This window comes from Burkholderia sp. MR1-5-21 (assembly GCF_053427715.1).
The window spans coordinates 1-22,746 of record NZ_JBSAXD010000058.1 but is presented as its reverse complement, the minus strand read 5'-3'; the positions used below and the strand labels follow the sequence as shown (position 1 = coordinate 22,746).

Genomic DNA, 22,746 nt, shown 5'->3' with positions numbered 1-22,746 from the left:
GTTCCTGTCTGTTCGTCCGGCTGCCGCCTCCTCCTGGATGAGTCGAACACATACCTGAAACTGCCTCTTCGCGTGCCGAACCGAAAAAATGCGACTTTGATACGATCAAGGTGTATCGGAACGAGAGAGTGTGGGATGAACATCGGCGATGCTTCGCGCGAATCCGGGGTCAGCGCAAAAATGATCCGGTATTACGAGCAAGTGGGTCTTCTGTCGCTGACCAAGCGTACGGATTCGGGATACCGAATCTATGGTGCGGACGAGATCCACGTGTTGCGTTTCATTCGTCAGGCCCGGCGACTCGGCTTCCTTGTCGAAGACATCCGCAAGCTGCTGACGCTCTGGCAAGACAGATCTCGCGCCAGCGCAGAAGTGAAGTCGATCGCGCTCGAACACGTGGCCGAACTCGACAAGCGTATCGCGGAGCTGACCGACATGCGCGACACATTGGCCGACCTGGCCGCGCATTGCCACGGTGATACGCGTCCCGAATGCCCGATTTTGGCGCGCCTTGCCGACACCGTGGCTGAACCAGAATAGTGCGCGGCCTCGACTCGCCGATAGCGGCCTCTTTAACAACATCAATAAAATCAATGGGTTACGAAATGTGAGAAGTGGTTCATTCCAATTCGGAATGGAATCCATGCACACATTTCACTGGCGTCGTGGTGCAACCTCGCTATAATCAGGGATAACCCTATACGGGAAATCCCTGTAAATCGATTCGCCAGGGGTCCCCCCTTCCTTGGAGAACATCATGATCGCCTATATCGTCGAAAAGCTGAGCAACTGGTTCGAATCCGCAGAACGTGAGCGCCGTGAGGCTTACCTCGCGACGTCGTCGGACGTCGTCCAGCTCGAGCAACGTATCCGTTCGCTCGAAACCAGCGGCTACTCGCTGTAATCGGAGTCCGTCAGGCGCCGCGTGGCGCCGTGTGATAAGCAAGCCCCGTGTTGACGGGGCTTTGTTTTTTTGTGCGACGGATCTGGTGGAGTCGCCCGCGTGGCGTTATGGTATGGGCCTGTTTTTCAACACGAGAGGTCAAGACCATGCGCTTTAGTCTCGATGTGCGCGGAGTGGCATGTGTGCGTGTCGGTCTGGCCGCAACGCTGCTCATTCATGCGCTCGTTGCGTATGCCGCGGCGGCGACGCAGCCGCTGGTCCTCGATACGCAACGTGGCATTCAGGACGGCAAGGGTGGATTGCTGTTGCAGACCGCGCCGCTGTCGTCCGAGCCCATCGTCGAACCGGCGAAAATGCGTGCACCGGCCGAGCAGACGCCGAGCACCTCGATACCGCTGTTTGTCGCACCCTACATCAACGTTCCCGGATGGGGAACGCCGCCGGCCGGTCAGTCGAAACCCGCGCCGCAACCGCAGCCGCGGCAACCCTGAAGCGGACGTGCGCGCTCAATTTCCCCGGTGCTCGATCGAGCACCGGGCGCCGCTGTCCTGTCCGAGCGATTCCACCAGGTAGGGCAGCGTCTCTCTCATGCTTTGCGCGAGCGTGTACGGGGGATTCAGGATGAACACCCCGCTGCCGTACAAACCCAGTCCGTCCGCCGGCGGATTCGATACCGTCAGGCTGAGGTGCAGCCAGTTGTCCGGCTGCAGCCGTTTCAACTGCTCTGGGAAGCGCTGGGATTCCGTGCGTGCGACCTGCGGGTACCAGATCGCGTAGCAACCGGTCGCAAAGCGCTTCAGGCATTCCGTCACACAGGCAAGTGTGCGCGCGTAGTCTTTCTTGTCCTCGTAGGACGGATCGATCAGCACGAGCGCACGTCGCGGCGCGGGCGGCAGCAGTGCCTTGATGCCCTCGAAGCCGTCGCCCGAGAAGATCATCGCGCGCCGGCCGGCATCACGGAAATTGTGGCGCAGCACGTCAATCTCGGTGCTGTGCATTTCGAACAGCCGCATCCGGTCCTGTTCGCGCATCATCCGCCACGCGATGTACGGCGAGCCCGGATAGAAGCGCAACTCGCCGTCGTCGTTCAGCGCACGGACTTCATCGAGGTACTCGGCGAGCACCGGAGGCAGATCCTTGTCGTTCCACAGGCGGCCGATGCCGGTGTCGAATTCCGACGTCTTTGCAGCGTAGCCGTCGCGTAGCGAGTACACGCCTGCGCCGGCGTGTGTATCGATATACCAGTACGACTTGTCTTTATTGTTCAGGTAGCGCAGCAGTTGGACGACGACAGCGTGCTTGAGCACGTCTGCGTGGTTGCCTGCGTGAAAACCGTGACGATAGCTGAGCATGACGGACTGCCTGGAACGGAAGGTGAATCGGGTAAGAGCCTGTCGATCGTACGCGGCCGGCTGGCTTCGGACGGCTGGGCGGGCGTCGACGCGGCCGCGTATTGTACGCGAGTGGCCGGCGATCGCTTCATTCGTACGCGTTGCCGATCAGATCCTCGATGTGCTGCTTGATGTCCGGTGACAGCTTGTCGACGACATCGAGTGCGTGCATGTTTTCGGCGATCTGCTCGATCCGCGACGCACCGGTAATGACCGAACTCACATGGGGATTCGTCAGCACCCAGGCGATCGCCAGCTGGCCGACCTGGCAGTCGAGTTCGCCGGCGATGCGGCCGAGCCGTTCGACGATCTCGTTTCTGGCCGGGTCGGTCAGCCGTTCACGAAGCCAGTCGTAGCCTTGCACTTGCGCGCGGCTGCCCGGCGGGACGCCATGCCGATACTTGCCCGTGAGGAGCCCAGACGCCAGCGGGCTCCAGGTCGTGAGACCGAGCCCGTAATCTTCGTAGAGCCGCGCATACTCCTGCTCCACCCGCGTACGGTGAAACAGGTTGTACTGCGGCTGCTCGACGACCGGCTTGTGCAGATGATGCCGCTCGGCAATTTCGTACGCCGCGCGGATTTCGTCCGCGCTCCATTCCGACGTCCCCCAGTACAGCGCCTTGCCGCGGGCGATCATGTCGCTCATTGCCCACACGGTTTCCTCGATCGGCGTATGCGGATCGGGGCGATGGCAGTAGACGAGGTCGACGTAATCGAGCTGCAGCCGGTGCAGCGACCCGTCGATCGCGTTCAGCAGGTACTTGCGGTTCAGCGTGTGGTACTGATTCGGCGCTTCCGCGAGCCCCCAGAAGAATTTCGTCGACACGATGTAGCTGATGCGCGGCCAGCCGAGCGACTTGAGCGCGTGCCCCATGATTTCCTCGGATTTGCCACCCGCGTAGACCTCCGCGTTGTCGAAGAAATTGACGCCGGCGTCGCGTGCAGCCGCCAGGCATTCGCGTGCCGCGCGCCGGTCGACCTGGTTGTCGTAAGTGACCCACGAGCCGAGCGAGAGCGCGCTGATCTGCAGGCCGGAGCGGCCAAGCCGTCGATAGTGCATGAGTGTCTCCCGCATGACAGGACCGACCTTAAGCTTAGGCGTTTTGAGCGCGAACGGCGGGGGCGGATCATGCACAATAGCGACTTGTCTGCCGGCGGCCGCACGACGATCGCGGCTCGTACGGCGGTTGTGCGCATGATTGACCCGATATGGAAGGAGACGTGCATGGCAGCGGATTTGAGCGGCAAGGTGGCAGTGGTGACGGGCGCCGCAAGCGGCATCGGCAAGGAAATCGCGCTGGAGCTGGCGAAGGCCGGCGCGGCAGTCGCGATCGCCGACCTGAACCAGGACGGTGCGAACGCGGTCGCTGAAGAGATCAACAAGGCGGGCGGCAAGGCGATCGGCGTCGCGATGGACGTGACGAACGAGGACGCGGTCAACGCCGGCATCGACAAGGTCGCCGAGACGTTCGGCTCGGTCGACATCCTCGTGTCGAACGCGGGCATCCAGATCGTGAACCCGATCGAGAACTACGCGTTCGCCGACTGGAAGAAGATGCAGGCGATCCACGTCGACGGCGCGTTCCTGACGACGAAGGCCGCGCTCAAGCACATGTACAAGGACGATCGCGGCGGCGTCGTGATCTACATGGGCTCGGTGCACTCGCACGAAGCGTCGCCGCTGAAGTCGGCATACGTGACCGCGAAGCACGGGCTGCTCGGTCTCGCGCGCGTGCTGGCGAAGGAAGGCGCGAAGCACAACGTGCGCTCGCACGTCGTGTGCCCGGGCTTCGTGCGCACGCCGCTCGTCGACAAGCAGATTCCGGAGCAGGCGAAGGAGCTCGGGATCAGCGAAGAGGAAGTGGTGAAGAAGGTGATGCTCGGCAACACGGTCGACGGCGTGTTCACGACGGTGCAGGACGTCGCGCAGACGGTGCTGTTCCTGTCGGCGTTCCCGAGCGCCGCGCTCACGGGTCAATCGTTCGTCGTCAGCCACGGCTGGTACATGCAGTAAGCCTGCGTCGATGCCGCGCGGCGCGCCGACGGTGTGCCGCTGCCGGCCGCTCGGTTCGGGCACAAAAAAACGCGCTCCATGGAGCGCGTTTTTCATGTCGGCAGGCGGCATCGGGCGATGCCGCCACCCGTATCGGCGTATTACTTCAGGACAGCCGCGACTGCGTTGGCGACCACGTCGAGGTTGCGCGTGTTCAGCGCGGCGACGCAGATCCGGCCCGTCCCGACCGCGTAGATGCCGAACTCGTCGCGCAGGCGGTCGACCTGCGCCGACGTCAGGCCCGAGTACGAAAACATCCCGCGTTGCTCGTTGATGAAGCTGAAATCGCGCTCGACGCCGCTCGCCTTCAGGCGCTCAACGAGGCCGTTGCGCATCGCGCGGATGCGGTCGCGCATTTCGCCGAGTTCCTGCACCCACGATGCATGCAGTTCCGGCGACGCGAGTACCGCTGCGACCACGGCACCGCCGTGCGTCGGCGGGTTCGAATAGTTCGTGCGGATCACGCGCTTGAGCTGCGACAGCACGCGCGTGGCTTCGTCCTTGCTCGACGTGATGATCGACAGTGCGCCGACGCGCTCGCCGTACAGCGAGAACGACTTCGAGAACGACGACGACACGAATGCGTTCAGGTCCGCCGCGGCGAACAGTCGCACGGCTGCGGCATCCGCCTCGATGTTTTCGCCGAAGCCCTGGTACGCGATGTCGAGGAACGGCACGAGGTTGCGCGCCTTGACGACGTCGACGATCTGCTGCCATTGCGCATCGGTGAGATCCACGCCGGTCGGGTTGTGGCAGCACGCGTGCAGCACGACGATCGTGCCCGCGTCGTAGCCGTTCAGCGCCGACAGCATGCCTTCGAAGTTCACGCCGTTCGTTGCCGCGTCGTAGTACGGGTACGCGACGACTTCGAAGCCAGCGGCTTCGAACAGCGCGCGGTGGTTCTCCCAGCTCGGATCGCTGATCGCGACCTTCACGTTCGGGTTCACCGTGCGCAGGAAATCCGCGCCGATCTTCAGCGCGCCCGTGCCGCCCAGCGCCTGGGCCGTGACCACACGGCCCGCGGCGATCAGCGGCGAATCGTTGCCGAGCAGCAGCTTCTGCACGGCGGCGTCGTATGCGGCGATGCCGTCGATCGGCAGGTAGCCACGCGGCAGGCCAGCGTCGACGCGCGCCTTTTCCGCTTCACGGACCGCGCGCAGCAGCGGAATCTTGCCTTCCTCGTTCGTATACACGCCGACGCCGAGATTGACCTTGGTTGAGCGGGTATCGGCGTTGAAGGCTTCGTTCAGGCCCAGGATCGGGTCGCGGGGAGCAAGCTGGACAGCGGAGAAGAGCGACATGATGATTCGGCAGTAGTGAAAAGAGGGTCAGGCTTTCATCGGGCGGGGCAGGCGCGGCAGGCCGCGCGCGGATGGGCACGACGCCGGAAAGCGCAGCAGTCGGACATTGTAGCGAATTCGCGGCGGTTTTTCGCATCGTGACGTGCCGATTCACGATTTCCGGCGGCTGCCGCGCGTCAGCAGCGGACAGCAGTCCGGCCGGCCGCGAAGCGCTAGAATGATCTTTTGTTTTCGCTCCGGCTGCATTCCATGTCCGAACATCATGCCGAAGTCGGCGACGCGCTCGACGAATCGAAATTCGTCACCTTCGACGGGTCGCCGTTCCAGCTGTATCAACCGTATCCGCCCGCCGGCGATCAGCCGACCGCAATCGCGACACTGGTCGAGGGCATCGAGGACGGTCTCGCATTCCAGACGCTGCTCGGCGTGACGGGCTCGGGCAAGACCTTCACGATGGCGAACACGATCGCGCGGCTCGGCCGCCCGGCGATCGTGTTCGCGCCGAACAAGACGCTCGCCGCGCAGCTCTACGCCGAATTCCGCGAGTTCTTCCCGCGCAACGCGGTCGAATACTTCGTGTCGTACTACGACTACTACCAGCCTGAAGCGTACGTGCCGCAGCGCGACTTGTTCATCGAGAAGGACTCGTCGATCAACGAGCACATCGAGCAGATGCGGCTGTCGGCGACGAAGAGCCTGATGGAGCGACGCGACGTGGTGATCGTCGCGACGGTGTCGGCGATCTACGGTATCGGCAACCCGTCCGAGTACCACCAGATGATCCTGACGCTGCGCAACGGCGACAAGATCGGCCAGCGCGACGTGATCGCCCGGCTGATCGCGATGCAGTACACGCGCAACGAGCAGGACTTCCAGCGCGGCACGTTCCGCGTGCGCGGGGACACGATCGACATCTTCCCGGCCGAGCATGCGGAGATGGCCGTGCGCGTCGAGCTGTTCGACGACGAGGTCGATACGCTGCAGCTGTTCGACCCGCTGACGGGCCGCGTGCGGCAGAAGATCGCGCGCTTCACCGTGTATCCGTCGTCGCACTACGTGACGCCGCGCGACACCGTGATGCGCGCGGTCGAGACGATCAAGGACGAACTGCGCGAGCGCCTCGAGTTCTTCCACACCGACAGCAAGCTCGTCGAGGCGCAGCGTCTCGAGCAGCGCACCCGCTTCGATCTCGAGATGCTGCAGGAGCTCGGCTTCTGCAAGGGCATCGAGAACTACTCGCGGCACTTCTCCGGCGCCGCGCCGGGCGAGCCGCCGCCGACGCTCGTCGACTACCTGCCGCCGGACGCGCTGATGCTGCTCGACGAATCGCACGTGCTGATCGGCCAGCTGAACGGGATGTACAACGGCGACCGCGCGCGCAAGGAGAACCTCGTCAACTACGGTTTCCGGCTGCCGTCGGCGCTCGACAACCGGCCGCTCAAGTTCCACGAGTTCGAGCGCAAGATGCGCCAGGTCGTCTTCGTGTCGGCGACGCCGGCCGACTACGAGCAGCGCGTGACGGGGCAGATCGCCGAGCAGGTCGTGCGGCCGACCGGGCTCGTCGATCCGGAAATCGAAGTGCGGCCCGCAAGTTCGCAGGTCGACGACGTGCTCACCGAGATCAACGCCCGCGTGAAGGCCGGCGAGCGCGTGCTGATCACCGTGCTGACGAAGCGGATGGCCGAGCAGCTCACCGAATTCCTCGCCGATCACGGCGTGAAGGTGCGCTACCTGCACAGCGACATCGACACGGTCGAGCGGGTCGAGATCATCCGCGACCTGCGGCTCGGCACGTTCGACGTGCTGGTCGGGATCAACCTGCTGCGGGAAGGGCTGGACATCCCCGAGGTGTCGCTCGTCGCGATCCTCGACGCGGACAAGGAAGGCTTCCTGCGGGCCGAGCGCTCGCTGATCCAGACGATCGGCCGTGCGGCGCGCAACGTGAACGGCAAGGCGATCCTCTACGCGGACAAGATGACCGACTCGATGACGCGCGCGATCGGCGAAACCGAGCGTCGCCGCGCGAAGCAGATCGCGTACAACGAGAAGATGGGCATCACGCCGCGCGGCGTCGTGAAACGCATCAAGGACATCATCGACGGCGTGTACAACGCCGACGAGGCGCGCGCGGAGCTGAAGGAAGCGCAGCAGCGCGCAAAGTTCGAGGACATGTCCGAAAAGCAGCTCGCGAAGGAAATCAAGCGCCTCGAGAAGCAGATGGCTGATTACGCGAAGAACCTCGAGTTCGAAAAGGCCGCCGCGACGCGCGACCAGCTCGCGGTGCTGCGCGAGCGGGTGTTCGGCGCAAACGTCGGCGACCACGTGAGCGGCGTCCAGTAAATCTTTCCAACTGTCACCGAAGACGGCCGGTAAACCACCTGTAAGCCTTGTCGGATCAGGGTTTTACATGGTTGCCGGTTTGTCCCCGCGCGCGTTCGGTGCTAAACTCCGCAAGTATTGAGAATTGTTCGCATTAGCGTTCTTTGTCGCGTTAGTGTTCGTGTTTGTCAGCAGGCCGCCCGACTGGGCGGCCTGCGCTTCTGTCAGAGAAAAACAAGGAGTGTCCATGTTGGGTTCTTCGTTCATCCGCACTTCGGTTGCGGTAGCGGCGGCGCTGGCCGCCATGTCGGCATCCGCCGCCGAATATCCGATCGGCAAGCAACAGATCCAGGGCGGGATGGAAATCGGCGCGGTGTACCTGCAGCCGATCACGATGGAGCCGGAAGGGATGATGCGCAAGGCATCGGATTCGGACATCCACCTCGAGGCCGATATCCATGCGGTCAAGAACAACCCGACGGGCTTCGCCGAAGGCGACTGGATGCCGTACCTGCAGGTCACCTACAAGCTGACGAAGCAGGGCGACACGAAGTGGAAGTCGGAAGGCGACCTGATGGGCATGGTCGCGAGCGACGGCCCGCACTACGGCGACAACGTGAAGCTGAACGGCCCGGGCAAGTACCACCTGACGATGGTCGTCAAGCCGCCGATGCAGACGGGCCACATGGCGTTCGGCCGCCACGTCGACAAGGAAACCGGCGTGGGCGCGTGGTTCAAGCCGATCACGCTCGAATACGACTTCCCGTTCGCCGGCATCGGCAAGAAGGGCGGTTACTGATCTCGCATAACGGACGGCGCGCCTCGAGCCTCGAGCGCGCCGTCGTCGCAGAGAACCAAGAATGAAATTCCCCCAGAAATTCGTTGTCGCGGCCGCCGCGCTGTTGGTCGCCGGCGCCGCGCAGGCCGCCGATCTTCCGACGTTCAAGCTCGAGATGGCGGACGGCAAGCTCAATCCCGCCCGCATCGAAGTGCCGGCCGGCCAGCGTTTCAAGATCGAGATCAGGAACACCGGCAAGGGCGCCGCCGAATTCGAGAGCGTGCAACTGCGCAAGGAGAAAGTGCTCGCGCCGGGCGCCGACTCGTTCGTCGTGGTGGCGCCGCTGTCGCCGGGCGAATACAAGTTTTTCGACGATTTCCACCAGCAGGCGCAGGGCGTGATCGTCGCGAAGTAATGCAGTTTTGTCTGCGTGCGGGCGCCCGGGTGTTCCGCACGTCAGGGAGGTATCGATGGGTCAGATCTTGTTCATCGTCTGGCGGGAGAGCGTCGAGGCGCTGCTCGTCGTCGGCATTCTCTATGCGTGGCTGAAGAACGGCGACGACGACGCGCGCCGTGGCGTGCCGTATCTGTGGGCCGGCGTCGCCACGGGGCTGCTGATGGCCGTCGGGCTGGGCGCCGCACTCGTCGGCTTTACCGAGGTGCTGTCCGGCGACGCGCAGGACTATTTCCAGACGGCGATGGTGCTGATCGCGTGCGTGCTGATCGTGCAGATGGTGCTGTGGATGCGCCGGCACGGCCGCACGCTGAAACGCGACATGGAGCAGTCGCTGCAGCAGAGCACGCGCGACTCGAACTGGTGGGGCGTCGCGGTGCTGGTCGCGCTCGCGATCGCGCGCGAGGGCAGCGAGACGGTGATTTTCCTGTACGGTCTCGGGTTCGGGCAGTCGGGCCATGTCGACGGCGGCCAGATGCTCGCCGTCATCATCGGCCTCGGCCTCGCGTTCCTGACGTTCTACCTGCTGCAGCTCGGCGGCAAGGTCTTCTCGTGGCGGCACTTCTTCCGCGTGACCGAAGTGATGCTGCTGTTCCTCGGCGCGGGCCTGTTCCAGACCGGCGTCGACAAGCTGATCGACAAGGAAATCCTGCCGCTCGGCATTTCGCAGGTGTGGGATACGTCGGCGATCCTCGACGATTCCGGCACGTTCGGCTCGCTCGTTGCGACGCTGACCGGCTATCGCGCGCATCCGGCGCTCACGAACCTGGTCGCGTACGCGGTGTACTGGGCGGTCGTGTGGCTGCTGATGAAGCGCGCGAGCGGGCGTCCGGCTGCGGCGGCGGGGCGCGCGGCATGAGCACGGTCGTCGGCGGGAAACGGGGTCTGGCGGGCCTGATCGCACAGGCCGGTCAATGGATGCAGCGCCACGGCGCACTGATCCGCGGCATCCAGTGGGTCGTCGTGGCCGTGTATGCGTTCCTGATCATCGTGCCGGCGATCATCCCGCTGCCGGATGATTCCGCGCACCTGTGGAGCAATCTGACGCTCGCCGCGCAATTCGTGTTCTGGGGCATCTGGTGGCCGTTCGTGCTGCTGTCGATGGTGATGCTCGGCCGGGTCTGGTGCGGCGTGCTGTGTCCGGAAGGGGCGCTCACCGAATACGCGAGCAAGTTCGGCCGCGGCCGCGCGATTCCGCGCTGGATCCGGTGGGGCGGCTGGCCGTTCGTCGCGTTCGGGTTGACGACGATCTACGGGCAGATGGTCAGCGTCTACCAGTACCCGCTCGCCGTGCTGTTCGTGCTCGGCGGCTCGACGGTCGGAGCGATGGTGATCGGCCTGCTGTACGGTCGCGAAAAGCGCGTGTGGTGCAAGTACCTGTGTCCGGTCAACGGCGTGTTCGGGCTGCTCGCGCGGCTCGCGCCGATGCGCTACAAGGTCGACGAGGATGCGTGGCGCCGTTCGTACAGGAACGGCGAACACGGGCGCCGCGTGATTCCGATCAATTGCGCGCCGCTCGTGCCGCTGCGCAACATGAAGGGCGGCGCCGCGTGCCACATGTGCGGCCGCTGCAGCGGGCATCGCGACGCGATCTCGCTGTCGTGGCGCTCGCCGTCCGAGGAGGTCGTGAAGCTCGGCGCGGAGCAGGCGAACAAGTGGGATACCGCGCTGATCCTGTACGGCCTGCTCGGTGTCGCGATCGGTGCGTTCCACTGGACCGTCAGCCCGTGGTTCGTGCAGATCAAGCAGTCGCTCGCAGGCTGGCTGATCGATCGCGACATCACGTGGCCGCTCGAAACCAACGCGCCGTGGTTCCTGCTCACGCATTATCCGGACCGCAACGACGTGTTCTCGTGGCTCGACGGCGGGCTCATCGTCAGCTACATCGTCGGCACGGGGCTCGTCTACGGCACCGCGCTGCTCGTGTTGCTGGCCGGTGCGACACTGATGTTGGGCCGCTTCGACCGCGTGCGGCTTCACCATCTTGCGCAGGCGCTGATTCCGCTCGCGGGGGCCGGCGTGTTTCTCGGCCTGTCGGCGACGACGCTGTCGCTGTTGCGCGCCGAACACGTGCCGCTCGGCTGGGCGTCGGACGTCCGCATTGCGATCCTGATCGGTGCGAACGCATGGAGCGCGTGGCTCGCGTGGCTGGTGACGGGGCGCTATGCGGGATGGCCGCGACGGCTGATGGCATTTGCATGGTTCGCGGCCGCGCTGGCCGTGATCGACAGCGCGTGGTGGCTGATGTTCTGGGGTTTCGGGCGCTTCTGACCGTCGGATCGATCGGCGTGTCCGGCGCGAAGTCGGCGCAGGATGCCGCGATTGCCTGGGCGGGAGCTGCCGCGCTGGCGATCTGATGCCGTTGGGCGGTGCACTGTGTACACGTGCTGCGCCAAATGAAAAAGCGACACGCCGTTGGACGTGTCGCTTTTTTTCCTTCTGCGAGAACCAAAAAAAGTGGCTTGGCTTGCTGCAACGGCTGCTTGAGTGTGTTTGCACGAAGGGGTCTAGATCTCGCGTGCAAGCCGTTACGCTGGCTAATGCCCAACACCTCTCAGGGAGGTGGTCCCCACAATACCCGGTACTTACTTCGTCAGAATCAGCTTGCCGAGCCGCGTGGCGCGCAACTGATAGGTTTCTCCGTTGTGCGCGATGCTGACGTGGCTGCGGCCTTGCAGCAGCGAATCGCTGCTGACGACCCGCGTGCCGGCATCGCGGCCCGCACCGGCAGACTTCGCCGGGGTCGTGACCGCCGCCGTCTTCTGGCGGCTGCCCCCATGGGCGCCGGTGTCGCGTCGCAAGGTCAGCGTGTTCGAGCGCATGGTGTCGGTCATTCGATTCGTTGGTTGATGTGATGCGATGGAATGAATTCTAAATGATAACCATTCCCATTCACAAAAACTCTTTATCAACCGAAATTGCGAATCCGATAGCGTAAATCAAAGAGGCGGCCGCGCGCGGCCGCCGTTGCGATCAGTGCAGGGGATCGGGATCCTTGCGCCCCTGTGCGTATTCGCGGATCAGCCGCACGGTGTCGATGTCCGCCGTGCGGTACGCTTCCTTGACGATCCCGTGGGTCTGGCGCGCGTCCTCGGTGTCGTCGCTGACGGCGAGCGTCGTGCGGTACTCGAATCGCAGGAACAACTCGTGTTCGCCGCGCTCCTCGATCGTCATCGTCAGCGAGCCGCCGATCTCGCCGTCAGCCGCGTGGATGTCGTAGCGGACCTGCTCGTTCGGTGTGAAGGTCACCCGGTCGCGGACGGTCGCGCTGCCATAGTGCAGCTCGCGTTCGAGCGTGGTTGCCGTCCGCTCGTGGACGACGCAACTGTCGAGGCCGATCACGAACAGCTGCGGCTGTTCGGCGCGCAGCACGAGGCCTTCCCAGAGCTGGTCGCGGGTCAGGGCGGGCACGGCCGGATCGTCGGCGTTGATTTGGATGAGGTGTTCGAAATTCAAGAGGACGGGTTCCTTGTGGTGGTGGACGCCACGTGGTTCAAGGACCTATTGTGACGCAAATCCGGCGCGATCGCGGCACCTGCGTCCCCGAATCGACACGGTCAGGATGCAATGCGGCCCATGCGGCCGCTCTGGTAGTCGGCGACCGCCTGCCGGATCTCTTCCTCGGTATTCATCACGAACGGACCGTAGCGCACGATCGGTTCGTTGATCGGCACGCCGCCGATCAGCAGCAGGTCGAGCTGCGCATCGCCGGCGGAAAACGTGACCGCATCGCCGTCGTCGCCGTAGACGACCATGTGGCGCGCCTCGATGGCCTGCCTGTCGGGCCCATAGAAGCCCGTGCCGGCGATCGGGTAGGCGAATACGCGATAGCCGGCCGGGACCGGCTGCGTGACCGTGGCGCCCGATTCGAGCGTGAAATGCTGGTAAAGGATCGGCGTGCGCGTCTCGATGGCTGAACGGACGCCGAATGCTTCGCCGGCGATCACCCTGACGTGCGCGCGCCCGTCCGGCGAGGTCGCGGTCGGGATGTGGTCCGCGGTGATTTCTTGGTAGCGCGGTGCGATCAGCTTGTCGCGCCGCGGCAGGTTGACCCACAGCTGGAAGCCGTGCGAGCGGCCGCCGGTGCGCGCGAAGGCCGGATCCGGCATCTCGCTGTGCACGACGCCGGCGCCGGCCGTCATCCATTGCACGTCGCCCGGGCCGAGCGTGCCTGCGTGGCCGGCGGAATCGCGATGCTGAAACCGTCCTTCGAGCGCGTAGGTCACGGTTTCGAAGCCGCGATGCGGATGGTCGGGGGCGCCCTTGGCATCGCCCGGGCCATAGTCGACCGGCCCCATTTCGTCGAGCAGCAGGAACGGATCGAAGTCCATCAGCAGCCGGGTCGGAAACGGGCGATGGACTACGAAGCCGCCGCCTTCGGTCGTGCGAAGGGCGGGGTACGTGCGGTCTAGCGAGCGAACAGTCGTCATGCGATGGGCCCTCGGAAATATGGAATAGCGCTATTTTTGAAACATACGGCTATTATATTGACCGTTTTCCCCATTGATTCACTGCAGTTCGCAATGGATTGTTCTGGAATTGGAACGATGACATGAATATCGACGCACATAACCTGAACGACCTGATGTACTTTTCGCAGGTCGTGGAGCACGGCGGCTTTTCGGCGGCCGAACGCGTGCTGGGGATCTCGAAGTCGCGCCTGTCGCGCCGCCTGACCGAGCTCGAGGCGACGCTGGGCGTGCGGCTGCTGCAACGCTCGACCCGCAAGCTCGCGCTGACGGAAGCGGGGGAGCTGTTCTACCAGCACTGCCAGGCGATGCTCGCCGAAGCGCAGGCCGCGATGAATGCCGTTCAGCAGCTGCGCGCGTCGCCGCGCGGCTCGGTGCGCGTCAGCGTGCCGGTCACGCTGTCGCAGACGATGCTGTCGCGCATCCTGCCGGAGTTCCTGCACCGCTATCCTGAGGTGAAGGTCCATATTCGTGTGACGAATCGCGTGATCGACCTGTTCGAGGACTCGATCGATGTCGCACTGCGCGTGCGCTCGGAGCCGCCGCAGAGCGCGAACATCGTCGTGCGGCCGCTGTGGCGCACCGAGCAGATGCTGGTCGGCGCGCCGAGCCTGCTGAGCCAGAATGCGCCGCCGCTCGTGCCTGACGATCTCGCCGGTTTCGAGACGCTCGACACGCCGAGCGTCGACGGCCGGCATGTGTTCAACCTGATTGCGCCGGACGGGACCCGGCACGTGCATGAACACGACCCGCGCCTCGTGACGGCCGACCTGATGACGATCCGCGAGGCCGTGCTCGACGGCCTCGGGATCGCCGCGCTACCGGAGATGATGTACGGCAATGCGCTGCGTGCGGGCCAGCTGTCGCCGGTGATGCCCGGCTGGACGCTGCCGGTGCCGCAGCTCTATGCGGTGTTCGTCTCGCGGCAGGGAATGCCGCCTGCGGTGCGGGCGTTCGTCGACTATCTGGTCGAGAAGCTCGATCACGGCGAATACCAGCAGCCGGGCTGCCCGGAGCGGGCGAAGAAGGAGGCGACCGAAGGCGCGTCCGCGGCCTGATCACGGACCTTCAAGTACTGCAAATTTGTTTTGTCATTGAAGCGTCGTCTGCAATCGCAAGTTTCAATCGCCGAGGCCTTGAATGCCTACGCGGGCGGGCCTATATTGAAATCCCAATTCGCGAAGGAAGTTCTGAGCGGAGTAAGGTGGCCGCATATGTTGCGAGCCAGATAGGGCAGAAAGCGCAGTCCGTGCAGACCACGGTAGCCGCATTTGCGTTGCTCCAGGCGCAACCGATACCGCCGAAGAGCCCGCCGCCCGAAGGCGCCCGCGTGCGCATGAAAAAAGGCCTTCATCTGGCGATGAGGGCCTTTTACTTTGGGTGCGGCCGGCGAGGTGCGGCCGGCGAGGTGCGGCCGGCCAGGCGCTGCCGGCTACGTGCGACCGGCCGAACTGTAGCCGGCCGTGTCGGTTGCGTGCGCTACTTCGCTTTGGCCTTCGGCTCCGTCACGAAGCCGAGCTTCGTCAGGCCGCCGGCCTGCGCATCGGACATCACCTCGGCGACCCGCTCATACGCCACCTTGCGATCCGCGCGCAGGTGCAACTCGGGCTGCGGTGTGCGTTGTGCGGCCTCGGCGATGCGTGCCTGTAGCTGCTCGCGCGTCACCGTGTGATCGTCCCACAGGATCGTCCCGTCGCCTTCGATCGCGACATCCACGGTCTGCGGCTTTTCTTCGACCGGCTGGCTGCTCGCACGCGGCAGGTCGATCTTCACCGCATGCTGCATTGCCGGAATCGTCACCAGGAAAATAATCAGGAGTACGAGCATGACGTCGACGAGCGGCGTCATGTTGATCTCGCTCATCACGCCATCGTCGTCATCGTCGCTGAAACCGGTGTTCATGGCCATCGTTCACCCCGCTTCAGCTGGCGCGAGCCGCAAGACGCAGGCCGTCGCGGGGCGACGACGATGCGAGGCGCGCGCCCGTCACGAAATACGCGTGCAGGCCGTGCGCGAAGCGGCGCAGCTTGCTGACGATGCCCTTGTTCGCGCGCGTGAGTGCGTTGTAGCCCAGCACCGCGGGAATCGCGACGAACAGGCCGAAGGCCGTCATGATCAGCGATTCGCCGACCGGGCCCGCGACCTGATCGATCGACGTCTGGCCGGTTGCGCCGATCACGAGCAGCGCGTGATAGATCCCCCAGACCGTGCCGAACAGGCCGACGAACGGCGCCGTGCTGCCGATCGACGCGAGGATCGCGAGGCCGCCCTGCATGCGCGCGATTCCTTCGTCCATCGTGTCCTTCAGGCAACGCGTGATCCAGTCGGATACGTCCATCCGGTCATGCAGGTGCGGTTGCGTCTGATGATGATGGTCGGCCGCTTCCTTGCCGGACAGCGCGAGCGCGAGAAACGGGTTGTCGCTCGGCGTCGATGCCGCCTGGCCGAGCTTCCTGATGCCGTCGTCGAAGTCATCCGAATGCCAGAACGCCTGTTCCGCATTCTTCGTGAGGCGGTTCAGGCGGATCACGTTCCAGCCCTTGATGACGATCACCATCCACGACAGGACGGACATCACGAGGAGCGCGATCGCGATCGCGCGTGTGACGAAATCACCTTGCGCCCAGACGTGCGCGATACCGTAGCTTTGCATTGTTGTTCCTTTTGAATCTTCCGGATGAAACAGGGTCAGTCGTCAAGCCCGAACTTGTAGGGCTGGGTGCGGGCGGCGCGAATCGCCTGGCCGTGCTCGATGTACGGGCGGCACGTCGACGCGCGCATCGCGGCGAGCGCGGCCTCGTCGAGGCGCGAATAGCCGCTGCTCTTCTGCAGTTCGATGCTTTCGATCTTGCCCGTCACGCCGACGACGAAATGCACGTAGGCCGTGCCCGATTCGCCGCGGCGGCGCGACATCATCGGATAGTCGGGTTCCACGAACGCGCATTGCAGCGTCGGCACGGTTTTCGGTGCGCGGACATCCATCGTCTCGCGGGCGGGGCCGGGTGCCGCCGACGGCGCCGCGGCGGCCGGTGCCGCAGCAGCGGGCGCCGGCGCCGGCGCCGGATCGGCCGCGGGCGTCGGGGACGGCGCGTGCGACGGAGCAACCGGTTGTGGCGTCGGCTTCGACACGGTCGGCACAGGCTTCTGCTCGATCTTGGGCTTCACGCGCGGCGTCGGCTTCGGCGGAGCCGGTTGCGGGATCGATTCGGCCGCAACGTTCTGTGCGATCGGCGCCGGCGTGAGCAGCTGTGCGGTGATCGTCCGGACTTCGACGGGTTTGGGCGGCGGCGCGTTGCGATGGAGCCAGGCTGCCGTCAGCATGACCGCGTGCACGGCGAGCACGCCGACCGCTGCGGCGATGACGCGGGGATTCATACGGGAAGCAGCCGGCCAGACGCCGGCTTGGGCGGGATGCGAAGCCTGCATGTTAGCTAGAAAGTACGGCGCCGCACGGACGGTGCAGCGGGTGACGCGGCATCACTTGCGGAAGATCAGCAACGAGATGCACACGGTGGTAACAAATCCGATCAGCAATTCCATGACGGGCTCCTTGGCAGGTAGGCCGTTGGCTCGCGCTGATGCTGGCTTGCTGACGGTGAGACGAAAGAAGGCGGCCTTGGCCGCACGGGCGCACTCGGCGCGGGTCAGGCAGCCTTGCGCTCGTAGAACGACACGGGAATCGGGTGAGCGTGATGCTCGACACCGCACCGGCTCGCACAGACGCCTTGCTCGGCCATCAGGTCACGCACGGACTCTTCGCACTTGCCGCAGCAGGTGGCCACGCCGAGTTCGAACTGGAGTTCATCGAAAGTGTTGACGCCTTCCGCGAGGGACGCGCGAATCTTGCGATCGGAAACAGACTTGCACACGCAGACGATCATGATGAGTGCGATAGCTAACGTTAATGCGAATTATTATCATTAAATTCGGTGGCGTTGACAAGCCCGATTCCGGCTTTTTTGTAACAAAACCAGACCCTTAGAGGGGTTACTGCGTGGCGCGGGCGCCGACGGTGGCGGTCAGGCGGTCGCGCAGGCTTGCGCGCGAGGGGAAGAAATGGTGACGGATTCGACCGGCGCGTCGAGGCCGAGCAGCGTCGACGCGAGTGTGCGCAACTGCCGGCCGTCGCTCGTCGAGCAGAAGCGCGGCGGCGCGGCTAGCGTGCCGGCCGGCGCGCGCAGGCCGCGTTCGTCGAGGACGCGCGCGAGCTGGCGCGCGATCGCGTCGCTCGTGTCGACGATCGCAAGGCGGTCGCCGACAAGGTCACGAACCGTTTCTGTGAAGAACGGGTAGTGCGTGCAGCCGAGCACGAGCGTATCGGCGCCGGCATCGAGCATCGGCTGCAGATAATCGTCGAGCAGCGCGCGCAATGCGGGCGAGTTCGTGTCGCCACGTTCGATCGCCTCGACGAGCCCGTGGCCGGGCTGGCAGATGAAGCGGCAGCCGGCGCCATAGCGATCGAGCAGCGCCTGGAAGCGCGCACTGCTCAGCGTCGACTGGGTCGCGAGGACACCCGCGATGCCGCTCGCGGACAACGCGGCGGCCGGCTTGATGCCCGGCTCGACGCCGACGAGCGGAATCGCGAGGCGCTCGCGGATGGCCGCGATCGACTGCGCCGTCGCGGTGTTGCACGCGACGACGAGCGCTTTCGCGCCCCGGCACGCGAGCCACTCGCCGATTGCCAGTGTGCGCTCCGTGATGAACGCCTCGTCGCGCGGACCATATGGCGCGTTGCGCGAATCGGCGACGTAGACGAACGATTCGTCGGGCAGCTGCGCACGCACGGCGCGCAGCACCGACAAGCCGCCAAGCCCGGAATCGAAGATGCCGATGGGCGCGACCGCAGGGGCCGTCGTGGCAATAACGGAAGACGTCGACATGATCGGGCGGACTGGAATGGCGGGGAAGGGCGGAGCGTGCTTACTCGGGCGAACCCATCATCGTCTGCTGGTAGTTCTGGATGCCGACCTTGCCGATCAGGTCGATCTGCGTTTCCAGCCAGTCGATGTGCTCTTCGGTGTCGTCGAGGATCTTTTCGAAGATTTCGCGCGATACGTAGTCACGAACCGATTCGCAGTAGGCGATCGCTTCCTTGCACGTCGCCTGCGAGATCTGCTCGAGCTTCAGGTCGCACTGCAGGATCTCTTCGGTTTCCTCGCCGACAAGCAGCTTGTGCAGGTCCTGCAGGTTCGGCAGGCCGTCGAGCATGAACACGCGCTCGATGAGCCAGTCCGCATGCTTCATTTCGCCGATCGACTCGTCGTACTCGTGCTTGCCGAGCTTTTCGAGGCCCCAGTGCTTGTACATGCGGGCATGCAGGAAGTATTGGTTGATCGCGGTCAGCTCGTTCTTCAGCTGTGCGTTCAGATATTCGATGACTTTCTTGTCGCCTTGCATGGCTTGTTCCTTCTTGATGGTGGGGCTTCAGAAACCGAACGATAATCGCTCGAAAGCGAAATGCCAAGTTTCCTGCTCTCGTCCGAACGGCCGTCGGCACGGGATGAGAATGAGAAGCAAAAAAAGGCCGGACATCCGTCCGGCCTTCAGATCGATCGCTTACGCAGCAGCGACAGGGATCTTGCCGATCTTCGCCTGCCACTCCTTCGGACCCGTCTGGTGAACCGACGTGCCGGACGAATCGACAGCAACCGTTACAGGCATGTCCTGCACGTCGAATTCGTAGATCGCTTCCATGCCGAGGTCTTCGAACGCGAGCACCTTCGCGTCGCGGATCGCCTTCGACACGAGGTACGCCGCACCGCCGACCGCCATCAGGTACGCGGCCTTGTGCTTCTTGATCGCCTCGATCGCGACCGGGCCGCGCTCGGCCTTGCCGATCATCGAGATGAGGCCCGTCTGCGCGAGCATCGTCTCGGTGAACTTGTCCATCCGGGTGGCCGTCGTCGGGCCGGCCGGGCCGACCACTTCGTCACGCACCGGATCGACCGGGCCGACGTAGTAGATCACGCGATTCGTGAAATCGACCGGCAGCTTCTCGCCCTTCGCGAGCATGTCGGCGATGCGCTTGTGCGCGGCGTCGCGGCCCGTCAGCATCTTGCCCGACAGCAGCAGTGTCTGGCCCGGCGTCCAGCTCGCGACTTCTTCGGGCGTCAGCGTGTTCAGGTCGACGCGCTTGCTGGTTTCGGTGTTCGGTTCCCACTGGACCTTCGGCCATGCGTCGAGCGACGGCGCTTCGAGCTTCGCCGGGCCCGAGCCGTCGAGCACGAAGTGCGCGTGGCGCGTGGCCGCGCAGTTCGGGATCAGCGCGACCGGCTTCGACGCTGCGTGTGTCGCGGTGGCCATGATCTTCACGTCGAGCACGGTCGACAGGCCGCCCAGGCCCTGCGCGCCGATGCCGAGCGCATTGACCTTCTCGTGCAGCTCGACACGCAGCTCCTCGATCCAGTCCTGCGGGCCGCGCGCGATGATTTCCTGGATGTCGATCGGATCCATCAGCGATTCCTTCGCCATCACCATCGCCTTTTCGGCCGTGCCGCCGATGCCGATGCCGAGCATGCCCGGCGGGCACCAGCCCGCGCCCATCGTCGGCACCGTCTTCAGCACCCAGTCGACGATCGAGTCGGACGGGTTCAGCATCACGAACTTCGACTTGTTCTCCGAGCCGCCACCCTTCGCCGCGACCTGCACGTCGACCTTGTCGCCCGGCACGATCTCGTAGTGGATCACGGCCGGCGTGTTGTCCTTCGTGTTCTTGCGGCCGCCTTCGGGCGGGTTCACGATCGACGCGCGCAGCACGTTGTCCGGGTGCGTGTAGCCGCGGCGCACGCCTTCGTTGATCATGTCGGTGACGCCCATCGTCGCGCCGTCCCAGCGCACGTCCATGCCGACCTTCACGAACACCGTGACGATCCCCGTGTCCTGGCAGATCGGGCGCTTGCCTTCCGCGCACATGCGGCTGTTCGTGAGGATCTGCGCGATCGCATCCTTCGCGGCCGGGCTCTCCTCGAGCTCGTAAGCGCGGCCGAGCGCCTGGATGTAGTCGAGCGGATGGTAGTAGCTGATGTACTGCAGCGAATCCGCGATGCTCTGAATCAGGTCTTCCTGTTTGATGACGGTCATGGCTGAGACTCTGTGAGGACTGTGGGGAATGCGTTGCCGGCGGCATGTTCCGCCGGTTTGCGGGACGCAGCGGCGGGGGCGTGCGTCTCGTGGAAATGGCCGGGATGCGTGTGGGTCGTCAGACGGTCGACCCACGCCATCACGAGCGCCGACACGAGGAACGACACGTGGATCGCCACCTGCCACATGATCGCGTGGGTGCTGTGCTGGTCGGGGTTGATGAAGGTCTTCAGCAGATGGATCGACGAAATGCTGATCAGCGCCATCGACAGCTTGACCTTCAGTACGCCCGCGTTCACGTGGTCGAGCCACTCGGGCTCGTCCGGGTGCCCCTCGATGCCGAGCCGCGACACGAATGTTTCGTAGCCGCCGATGATCACCATGATCAGCAGGTTCGAGATCATCACCACGTCGATCAGGCCGAGCACCGCGAGCATCACGCCGATCTCGTCGAGGCTCGCCGCATGCGACAGCAGGTGCCAGACCTCGTGCAGGAACAGGTAGGCATAGACGCCCTGCGCGACGATCAGGCCGAGGTAAAGCGGCACCTGGAGCCAGCGGCTCATGAAGATCAGTGTGGGCAGCGGGCGCATGGGACGGCGGAGGGAACGGCCAGACGGGTGTGGGTCGGTCGGTGCGGCAGACATGGTGGGTCGAACGGGCGCGGGGCGCAGGTATCGGGGGTTATCCTGGAAAGCGCGCTATTGTAACGCGTCGGCCGGCGCGGCTGCAGCGACGCGCCCCGCGGCCGGACGGAGCGCCGGGGACGGATCAGGGCGCGTCAGCGTGCATCAGGGGGCGACGCGCGGCGCGCGTTTCACGCGCAGGCTCGCGAGCACGATGCCCGTGACGACGCACGCGAGCGCGAAGCCGTGTGCGAGCGTCGGGCGCTCGCCGAGGAACACGATGCCGTAGACGGCCGCGGCGACCGGCAGCACCGCGCTGAACACGCCGGCGAGGCTGCCCGGCACGTGGCGGATGCCCTTCATCCACATCCAGAACGAGAAGATGCTGGCCGACAGCCCGTACCACACGACGAGCGCCCAGATGCTGCCCGGCACGCTCGCGTAATCGAAATGCCACAGCGCGCCCGCGCCGAGCGGCAGCATCAGCAGCAGGCCGAACAGGTGGGTATACGCGCAGATGTCGATCGGCGCGAGCGTCTGCGTGAGCCGCCGCGACAGGATCACGTAGATCGATTCGCAGCACACCGCGCCGAGCATCAGCAGGTTGCCGGTCAGCGAGCCGGCCGACGGACCCGTGGCCGACGCGCTGCCGTTCGCGAGGTTGATCGTCACGACGCCGACGATCGCGAGCGCAATCGATACGAGCGCACGACCGTTCGGTTTCTCGCGGAGGATCAGCCACGCGAACAGCGCGACGACGGCGGGGATCGTGCTCGTGATGACGCCGGCCGCGACCGCGCTCGTGCGCTGCACGCCGTTCAGCATCAGCAGCGTGAACATGAAGGTGCCGAAGAACGCCTGCAGGAACAGGTTCAGCCACTCCGCACGCTTGACCGTGCGCATCTTGACCGGGCGGAACAGCGGCCACAGCACGGCGATCGCGATCACGAAGCGCAGCGTGGCGAGGATGACGACGGGAACGAAGGCGACGATCGATTTGCCGATGCCGACGTTGCTGCCGACGAGCAGCATCGACACGATGAGGAAGAGGGCGTAGCGATTCAAGCTGGAATCCGGAAGGCGAGTTCAGTTACGATTGTAGGGTCGCGGTCGTAACAGCGTAAAGCGCGCGCCGGTGTGCCGCCGGTGGTGCCGCGTAAGTGACGGGTAAGTTCAAGCGCTTATCTTGGAACATGCCCGGACCGCTCGGTCGCCGTCGCGCGACGTGGTGCGGCGCAGCATCGCGTGCAGCCTCAGGGCCGTGCGCGGGTGGGTGGGAGACAGCGGCGCGCTAGCGCCGGCCAAGACGCGGCGCGCACGATCGCGCCGCAATCAGAGGATTCATGTTCACCAAGGGGTAGTCGATGTCTG

General features: G+C 64.7%; 25 protein-coding genes. 10 read left to right on the top strand and 15 right to left on the bottom strand.

Annotation, left to right across the window (positions count from 1 at the left end):
• The first annotated feature begins 135 nt into the window (after positions 1–135).
• The 3 genes from cueR to ACV229_RS39685 all read left to right on the top strand — a co-directional run bounded on the left by cueR (position 136) and on the right by ACV229_RS39685 (position 1,395).
• Entirely contained in the window at positions 136–540 is a 405-nt protein-coding gene (gene cueR / locus ACV229_RS39695; RefSeq protein ID WP_448088507.1) for a Cu(I)-responsive transcriptional regulator, read from the top strand.
• 217 nt (positions 541–757) lie between these two features.
• Positions 758–904, top strand: coding sequence for a DUF3563 family protein (locus ACV229_RS39690; protein ID WP_448088506.1), 147 nt, complete (start codon positions 758–760; stop codon positions 902–904).
• A gap of 146 nt (positions 905–1,050) precedes the next feature.
• Positions 1,051–1,395 carry a hypothetical protein gene (locus ACV229_RS39685; RefSeq protein ID WP_448088505.1) on the top strand — a complete coding sequence of 115 codons (345 nt, stop codon included), beginning with the start codon at positions 1,051–1,053 and terminating at the stop codon, positions 1,393–1,395.
• Positions 1,396–1,410: 15 nt separating this feature from the next.
• On the opposite strand, the gene ACV229_RS39680 is transcribed toward ACV229_RS39685, so the two are convergent.
• Positions 1,411–2,256 carry a 23S rRNA (adenine(2030)-N(6))-methyltransferase RlmJ gene (locus tag ACV229_RS39680; protein ID WP_448088504.1) on the bottom strand — a complete coding sequence of 282 codons (846 nt, stop codon included), beginning with the start codon at positions 2,254–2,256 and terminating at the stop codon, positions 1,411–1,413.
• A 127-nt stretch (positions 2,257–2,383) separates the two neighbouring features.
• Complete coding sequence (locus ACV229_RS39675; protein WP_448088503.1) at positions 2,384–3,355, bottom strand: potassium channel beta subunit family protein; 972 nt, start codon at positions 3,353–3,355, stop codon at positions 2,384–2,386.
• A gap of 165 nt (positions 3,356–3,520) precedes the next feature.
• On the opposite strand from ACV229_RS39675, the gene ACV229_RS39670 reads away from it, so the two are divergent.
• Positions 3,521–4,309 (top strand): 3-hydroxybutyrate dehydrogenase, encoded by a 789-nt coding sequence (locus ACV229_RS39670; RefSeq protein ID WP_448088502.1) that lies wholly within the window; start codon positions 3,521–3,523, stop codon positions 4,307–4,309.
• Positions 4,310–4,449: 140 nt separating this feature from the next.
• Here the strand turns inward: ACV229_RS39670 and ACV229_RS39665 are convergent, their stop codons facing one another.
• On the bottom strand, positions 4,450–5,649 hold the full coding sequence (locus tag ACV229_RS39665) for an amino acid aminotransferase (RefSeq protein WP_448088501.1): 1,200 nt from the start codon (positions 5,647–5,649) through the stop codon (positions 4,450–4,452).
• A gap of 249 nt (positions 5,650–5,898) precedes the next feature.
• Here ACV229_RS39665 and uvrB point away from each other — a divergent pair, with 249 nt between their 5' ends.
• The 5 genes from uvrB (at position 5,899) to ACV229_RS39640 (ending at position 11,471) form a co-directional block, all read left to right on the top strand.
• The gene (gene uvrB, locus ACV229_RS39660) at positions 5,899–7,989 is read left to right on the top strand and encodes an excinuclease ABC subunit UvrB (RefSeq protein ID WP_448088500.1); all 2,091 of its coding nucleotides are present in this window, start codon (positions 5,899–5,901) and stop codon (positions 7,987–7,989) included.
• A gap of 226 nt (positions 7,990–8,215) precedes the next feature.
• Entirely contained in the window at positions 8,216–8,767 is a 552-nt protein-coding gene (locus ACV229_RS39655; RefSeq protein ID WP_448088499.1) for an iron transporter, read from the top strand.
• A 61-nt stretch (positions 8,768–8,828) separates the two neighbouring features.
• Positions 8,829–9,161, top strand: a complete 333-nt coding sequence (locus tag ACV229_RS39650; RefSeq protein ID WP_448088498.1) for a cupredoxin domain-containing protein — start codon at positions 8,829–8,831, stop codon at positions 9,159–9,161.
• A gap of 55 nt (positions 9,162–9,216) precedes the next feature.
• Positions 9,217–10,059 carry an FTR1 family iron permease gene (locus tag ACV229_RS39645; RefSeq protein ID WP_448088497.1) on the top strand — a complete coding sequence of 281 codons (843 nt, stop codon included), beginning with the start codon at positions 9,217–9,219 and terminating at the stop codon, positions 10,057–10,059.
• A complete protein-coding gene (locus ACV229_RS39640; protein ID WP_448088496.1) occupies positions 10,056–11,471 on the top strand; it encodes a 4Fe-4S binding protein in 1,416 nt (471 codons plus the stop codon). The genes ACV229_RS39645 and ACV229_RS39640 overlap by 4 nt, the downstream gene beginning before the upstream one ends.
• A 314-nt stretch (positions 11,472–11,785) precedes the next feature.
• Here ACV229_RS39640 and hemP read toward each other — a convergent pair whose 3' ends face one another.
• From hemP to ACV229_RS39625, 3 genes are all read right to left on the bottom strand, one after another.
• Positions 11,786–12,034 (bottom strand): hemin uptake protein HemP, encoded by a 249-nt coding sequence (gene hemP, locus ACV229_RS39635; protein WP_448088495.1) that lies wholly within the window; start codon positions 12,032–12,034, stop codon positions 11,786–11,788.
• Between the two features lie 139 nt (positions 12,035–12,173).
• Positions 12,174–12,656 carry an SRPBCC family protein gene (locus ACV229_RS39630; RefSeq protein WP_448088494.1) on the bottom strand — a complete coding sequence of 161 codons (483 nt, stop codon included), beginning with the start codon at positions 12,654–12,656 and terminating at the stop codon, positions 12,174–12,176.
• Positions 12,657–12,757: 101 nt separating this feature from the next.
• Positions 12,758–13,630 carry a pirin family protein gene (locus ACV229_RS39625; RefSeq protein ID WP_448088493.1) on the bottom strand — a complete coding sequence of 291 codons (873 nt, stop codon included), beginning with the start codon at positions 13,628–13,630 and terminating at the stop codon, positions 12,758–12,760.
• A gap of 122 nt (positions 13,631–13,752) precedes the next feature.
• Between ACV229_RS39625 and ACV229_RS39620 the strand changes: the two genes are divergently transcribed.
• Entirely contained in the window at positions 13,753–14,727 is a 975-nt protein-coding gene (locus ACV229_RS39620) for a LysR family transcriptional regulator (protein WP_448088492.1), read from the top strand.
• Positions 14,728–15,148: 421 nt separating this feature from the next.
• Here the strand turns inward: ACV229_RS39620 and ACV229_RS39615 are convergent, their stop codons facing one another.
• The 9 genes from ACV229_RS39615 to ACV229_RS39575 form a co-directional block, all read right to left on the bottom strand.
• Complete coding sequence (locus ACV229_RS39615; protein WP_448088491.1) at positions 15,149–15,577, bottom strand: ExbD/TolR family protein; 429 nt, start codon at positions 15,575–15,577, stop codon at positions 15,149–15,151.
• A 13-nt stretch (positions 15,578–15,590) separates the two neighbouring features.
• Positions 15,591–16,322, bottom strand: coding sequence for a MotA/TolQ/ExbB proton channel family protein (locus ACV229_RS39610; protein WP_448088490.1), 732 nt, complete (start codon positions 16,320–16,322; stop codon positions 15,591–15,593).
• Between the two features lie 35 nt (positions 16,323–16,357).
• Positions 16,358–17,095: an energy transducer TonB gene (locus tag ACV229_RS39605; RefSeq protein ID WP_448088489.1), complete on the bottom strand. Its 738-nt coding sequence runs from the start codon at positions 17,093–17,095 to the stop codon at positions 16,358–16,360.
• A 218-nt stretch (positions 17,096–17,313) separates the two neighbouring features.
• A complete protein-coding gene (locus tag ACV229_RS39600; RefSeq protein ID WP_124603783.1) occupies positions 17,314–17,550 on the bottom strand; it encodes a (2Fe-2S)-binding protein in 237 nt (78 codons plus the stop codon).
• Between the two features lie 138 nt (positions 17,551–17,688).
• Entirely contained in the window at positions 17,689–18,549 is an 861-nt protein-coding gene (gene murI, locus ACV229_RS39595; protein WP_448088488.1) for a glutamate racemase, read from the bottom strand.
• 40 nt (positions 18,550–18,589) lie between these two features.
• Positions 18,590–19,066, bottom strand: coding sequence for a bacterioferritin (gene bfr / locus ACV229_RS39590; protein WP_448075859.1), 477 nt, complete (start codon positions 19,064–19,066; stop codon positions 18,590–18,592).
• 159 nt (positions 19,067–19,225) lie between these two features.
• Positions 19,226–20,749: a fumarate hydratase gene (locus tag ACV229_RS39585; protein ID WP_448088487.1), complete on the bottom strand. Its 1,524-nt coding sequence runs from the start codon at positions 20,747–20,749 to the stop codon at positions 19,226–19,228.
• Positions 20,746–21,396: a TIGR00645 family protein gene (locus ACV229_RS39580; protein WP_448088486.1), complete on the bottom strand. Its 651-nt coding sequence runs from the start codon at positions 21,394–21,396 to the stop codon at positions 20,746–20,748. The genes ACV229_RS39585 and ACV229_RS39580 overlap by 4 nt, the downstream gene beginning before the upstream one ends.
• Before the next feature lie 144 nt (positions 21,397–21,540).
• Positions 21,541–22,440, bottom strand: a complete 900-nt coding sequence (locus ACV229_RS39575; protein WP_448088485.1) for a DMT family transporter — start codon at positions 22,438–22,440, stop codon at positions 21,541–21,543.
• Between the last annotated feature and the right edge of the window lie 306 nt (positions 22,441–22,746).

Bases quoted from the DNA above. Each gene is read 5' to 3' on its own strand.
- ACV229_RS39580 (WP_448088486.1), bottom strand. From the start codon at position 21,396: ATGTCTGCCGCACCGACCGACCCACACCCGTCTGGCCGTTCCCTCCGC.
- ACV229_RS39685 (WP_448088505.1), top strand. From the start codon at position 1,051: ATGCGCTTTAGTCTCGATGTGCGCGGAGTGGCATGTGTGCGTGTCGGT.
- ACV229_RS39675 (WP_448088503.1), bottom strand. From the start codon at position 3,355: ATGCACTATCGACGGCTTGGCCGCTCCGGCCTGCAGATCAGCGCGCTC.
- ACV229_RS39645 (WP_448088497.1), top strand. From the start codon at position 9,217: ATGGGTCAGATCTTGTTCATCGTCTGGCGGGAGAGCGTCGAGGCGCTG.
- ACV229_RS39690 (WP_448088506.1), top strand. From the start codon at position 758: ATGATCGCCTATATCGTCGAAAAGCTGAGCAACTGGTTCGAATCCGCA.
- bfr (WP_448075859.1), bottom strand. From the start codon at position 19,066: ATGCAAGGCGACAAGAAAGTCATCGAATATCTGAACGCACAGCTGAAG.
- hemP (WP_448088495.1), bottom strand. From the start codon at position 12,034: ATGACCGACACCATGCGCTCGAACACGCTGACCTTGCGACGCGACACC.
- ACV229_RS39640 (WP_448088496.1), top strand. From the start codon at position 10,056: ATGAGCACGGTCGTCGGCGGGAAACGGGGTCTGGCGGGCCTGATCGCA.
- uvrB (WP_448088500.1), top strand. From the start codon at position 5,899: ATGTCCGAACATCATGCCGAAGTCGGCGACGCGCTCGACGAATCGAAA.
- ACV229_RS39620 (WP_448088492.1), top strand. From the start codon at position 13,753: ATGAATATCGACGCACATAACCTGAACGACCTGATGTACTTTTCGCAG.
- ACV229_RS39605 (WP_448088489.1), bottom strand. From the start codon at position 17,095: ATGCAGGCTTCGCATCCCGCCCAAGCCGGCGTCTGGCCGGCTGCTTCC.
- ACV229_RS39600 (WP_124603783.1), bottom strand. From the start codon at position 17,550: ATGATCGTCTGCGTGTGCAAGTCTGTTTCCGATCGCAAGATTCGCGCG.
- cueR (WP_448088507.1), top strand. From the start codon at position 136: ATGAACATCGGCGATGCTTCGCGCGAATCCGGGGTCAGCGCAAAAATG.
- ACV229_RS39680 (WP_448088504.1), bottom strand. From the start codon at position 2,256: ATGCTCAGCTATCGTCACGGTTTTCACGCAGGCAACCACGCAGACGTG.
- ACV229_RS39615 (WP_448088491.1), bottom strand. From the start codon at position 15,577: ATGGCCATGAACACCGGTTTCAGCGACGATGACGACGATGGCGTGATG.
- murI (WP_448088488.1), bottom strand. From the start codon at position 18,549: ATGTCGACGTCTTCCGTTATTGCCACGACGGCCCCTGCGGTCGCGCCC.
- ACV229_RS39650 (WP_448088498.1), top strand. From the start codon at position 8,829: ATGAAATTCCCCCAGAAATTCGTTGTCGCGGCCGCCGCGCTGTTGGTC.
- ACV229_RS39670 (WP_448088502.1), top strand. From the start codon at position 3,521: ATGGCAGCGGATTTGAGCGGCAAGGTGGCAGTGGTGACGGGCGCCGCA.
- ACV229_RS39610 (WP_448088490.1), bottom strand. From the start codon at position 16,322: ATGCAAAGCTACGGTATCGCGCACGTCTGGGCGCAAGGTGATTTCGTC.
- ACV229_RS39585 (WP_448088487.1), bottom strand. From the start codon at position 20,749: ATGACCGTCATCAAACAGGAAGACCTGATTCAGAGCATCGCGGATTCG.
- ACV229_RS39625 (WP_448088493.1), bottom strand. From the start codon at position 13,630: ATGACGACTGTTCGCTCGCTAGACCGCACGTACCCCGCCCTTCGCACG.
- ACV229_RS39655 (WP_448088499.1), top strand. From the start codon at position 8,216: ATGTTGGGTTCTTCGTTCATCCGCACTTCGGTTGCGGTAGCGGCGGCG.
- ACV229_RS39665 (WP_448088501.1), bottom strand. From the start codon at position 5,649: ATGTCGCTCTTCTCCGCTGTCCAGCTTGCTCCCCGCGACCCGATCCTG.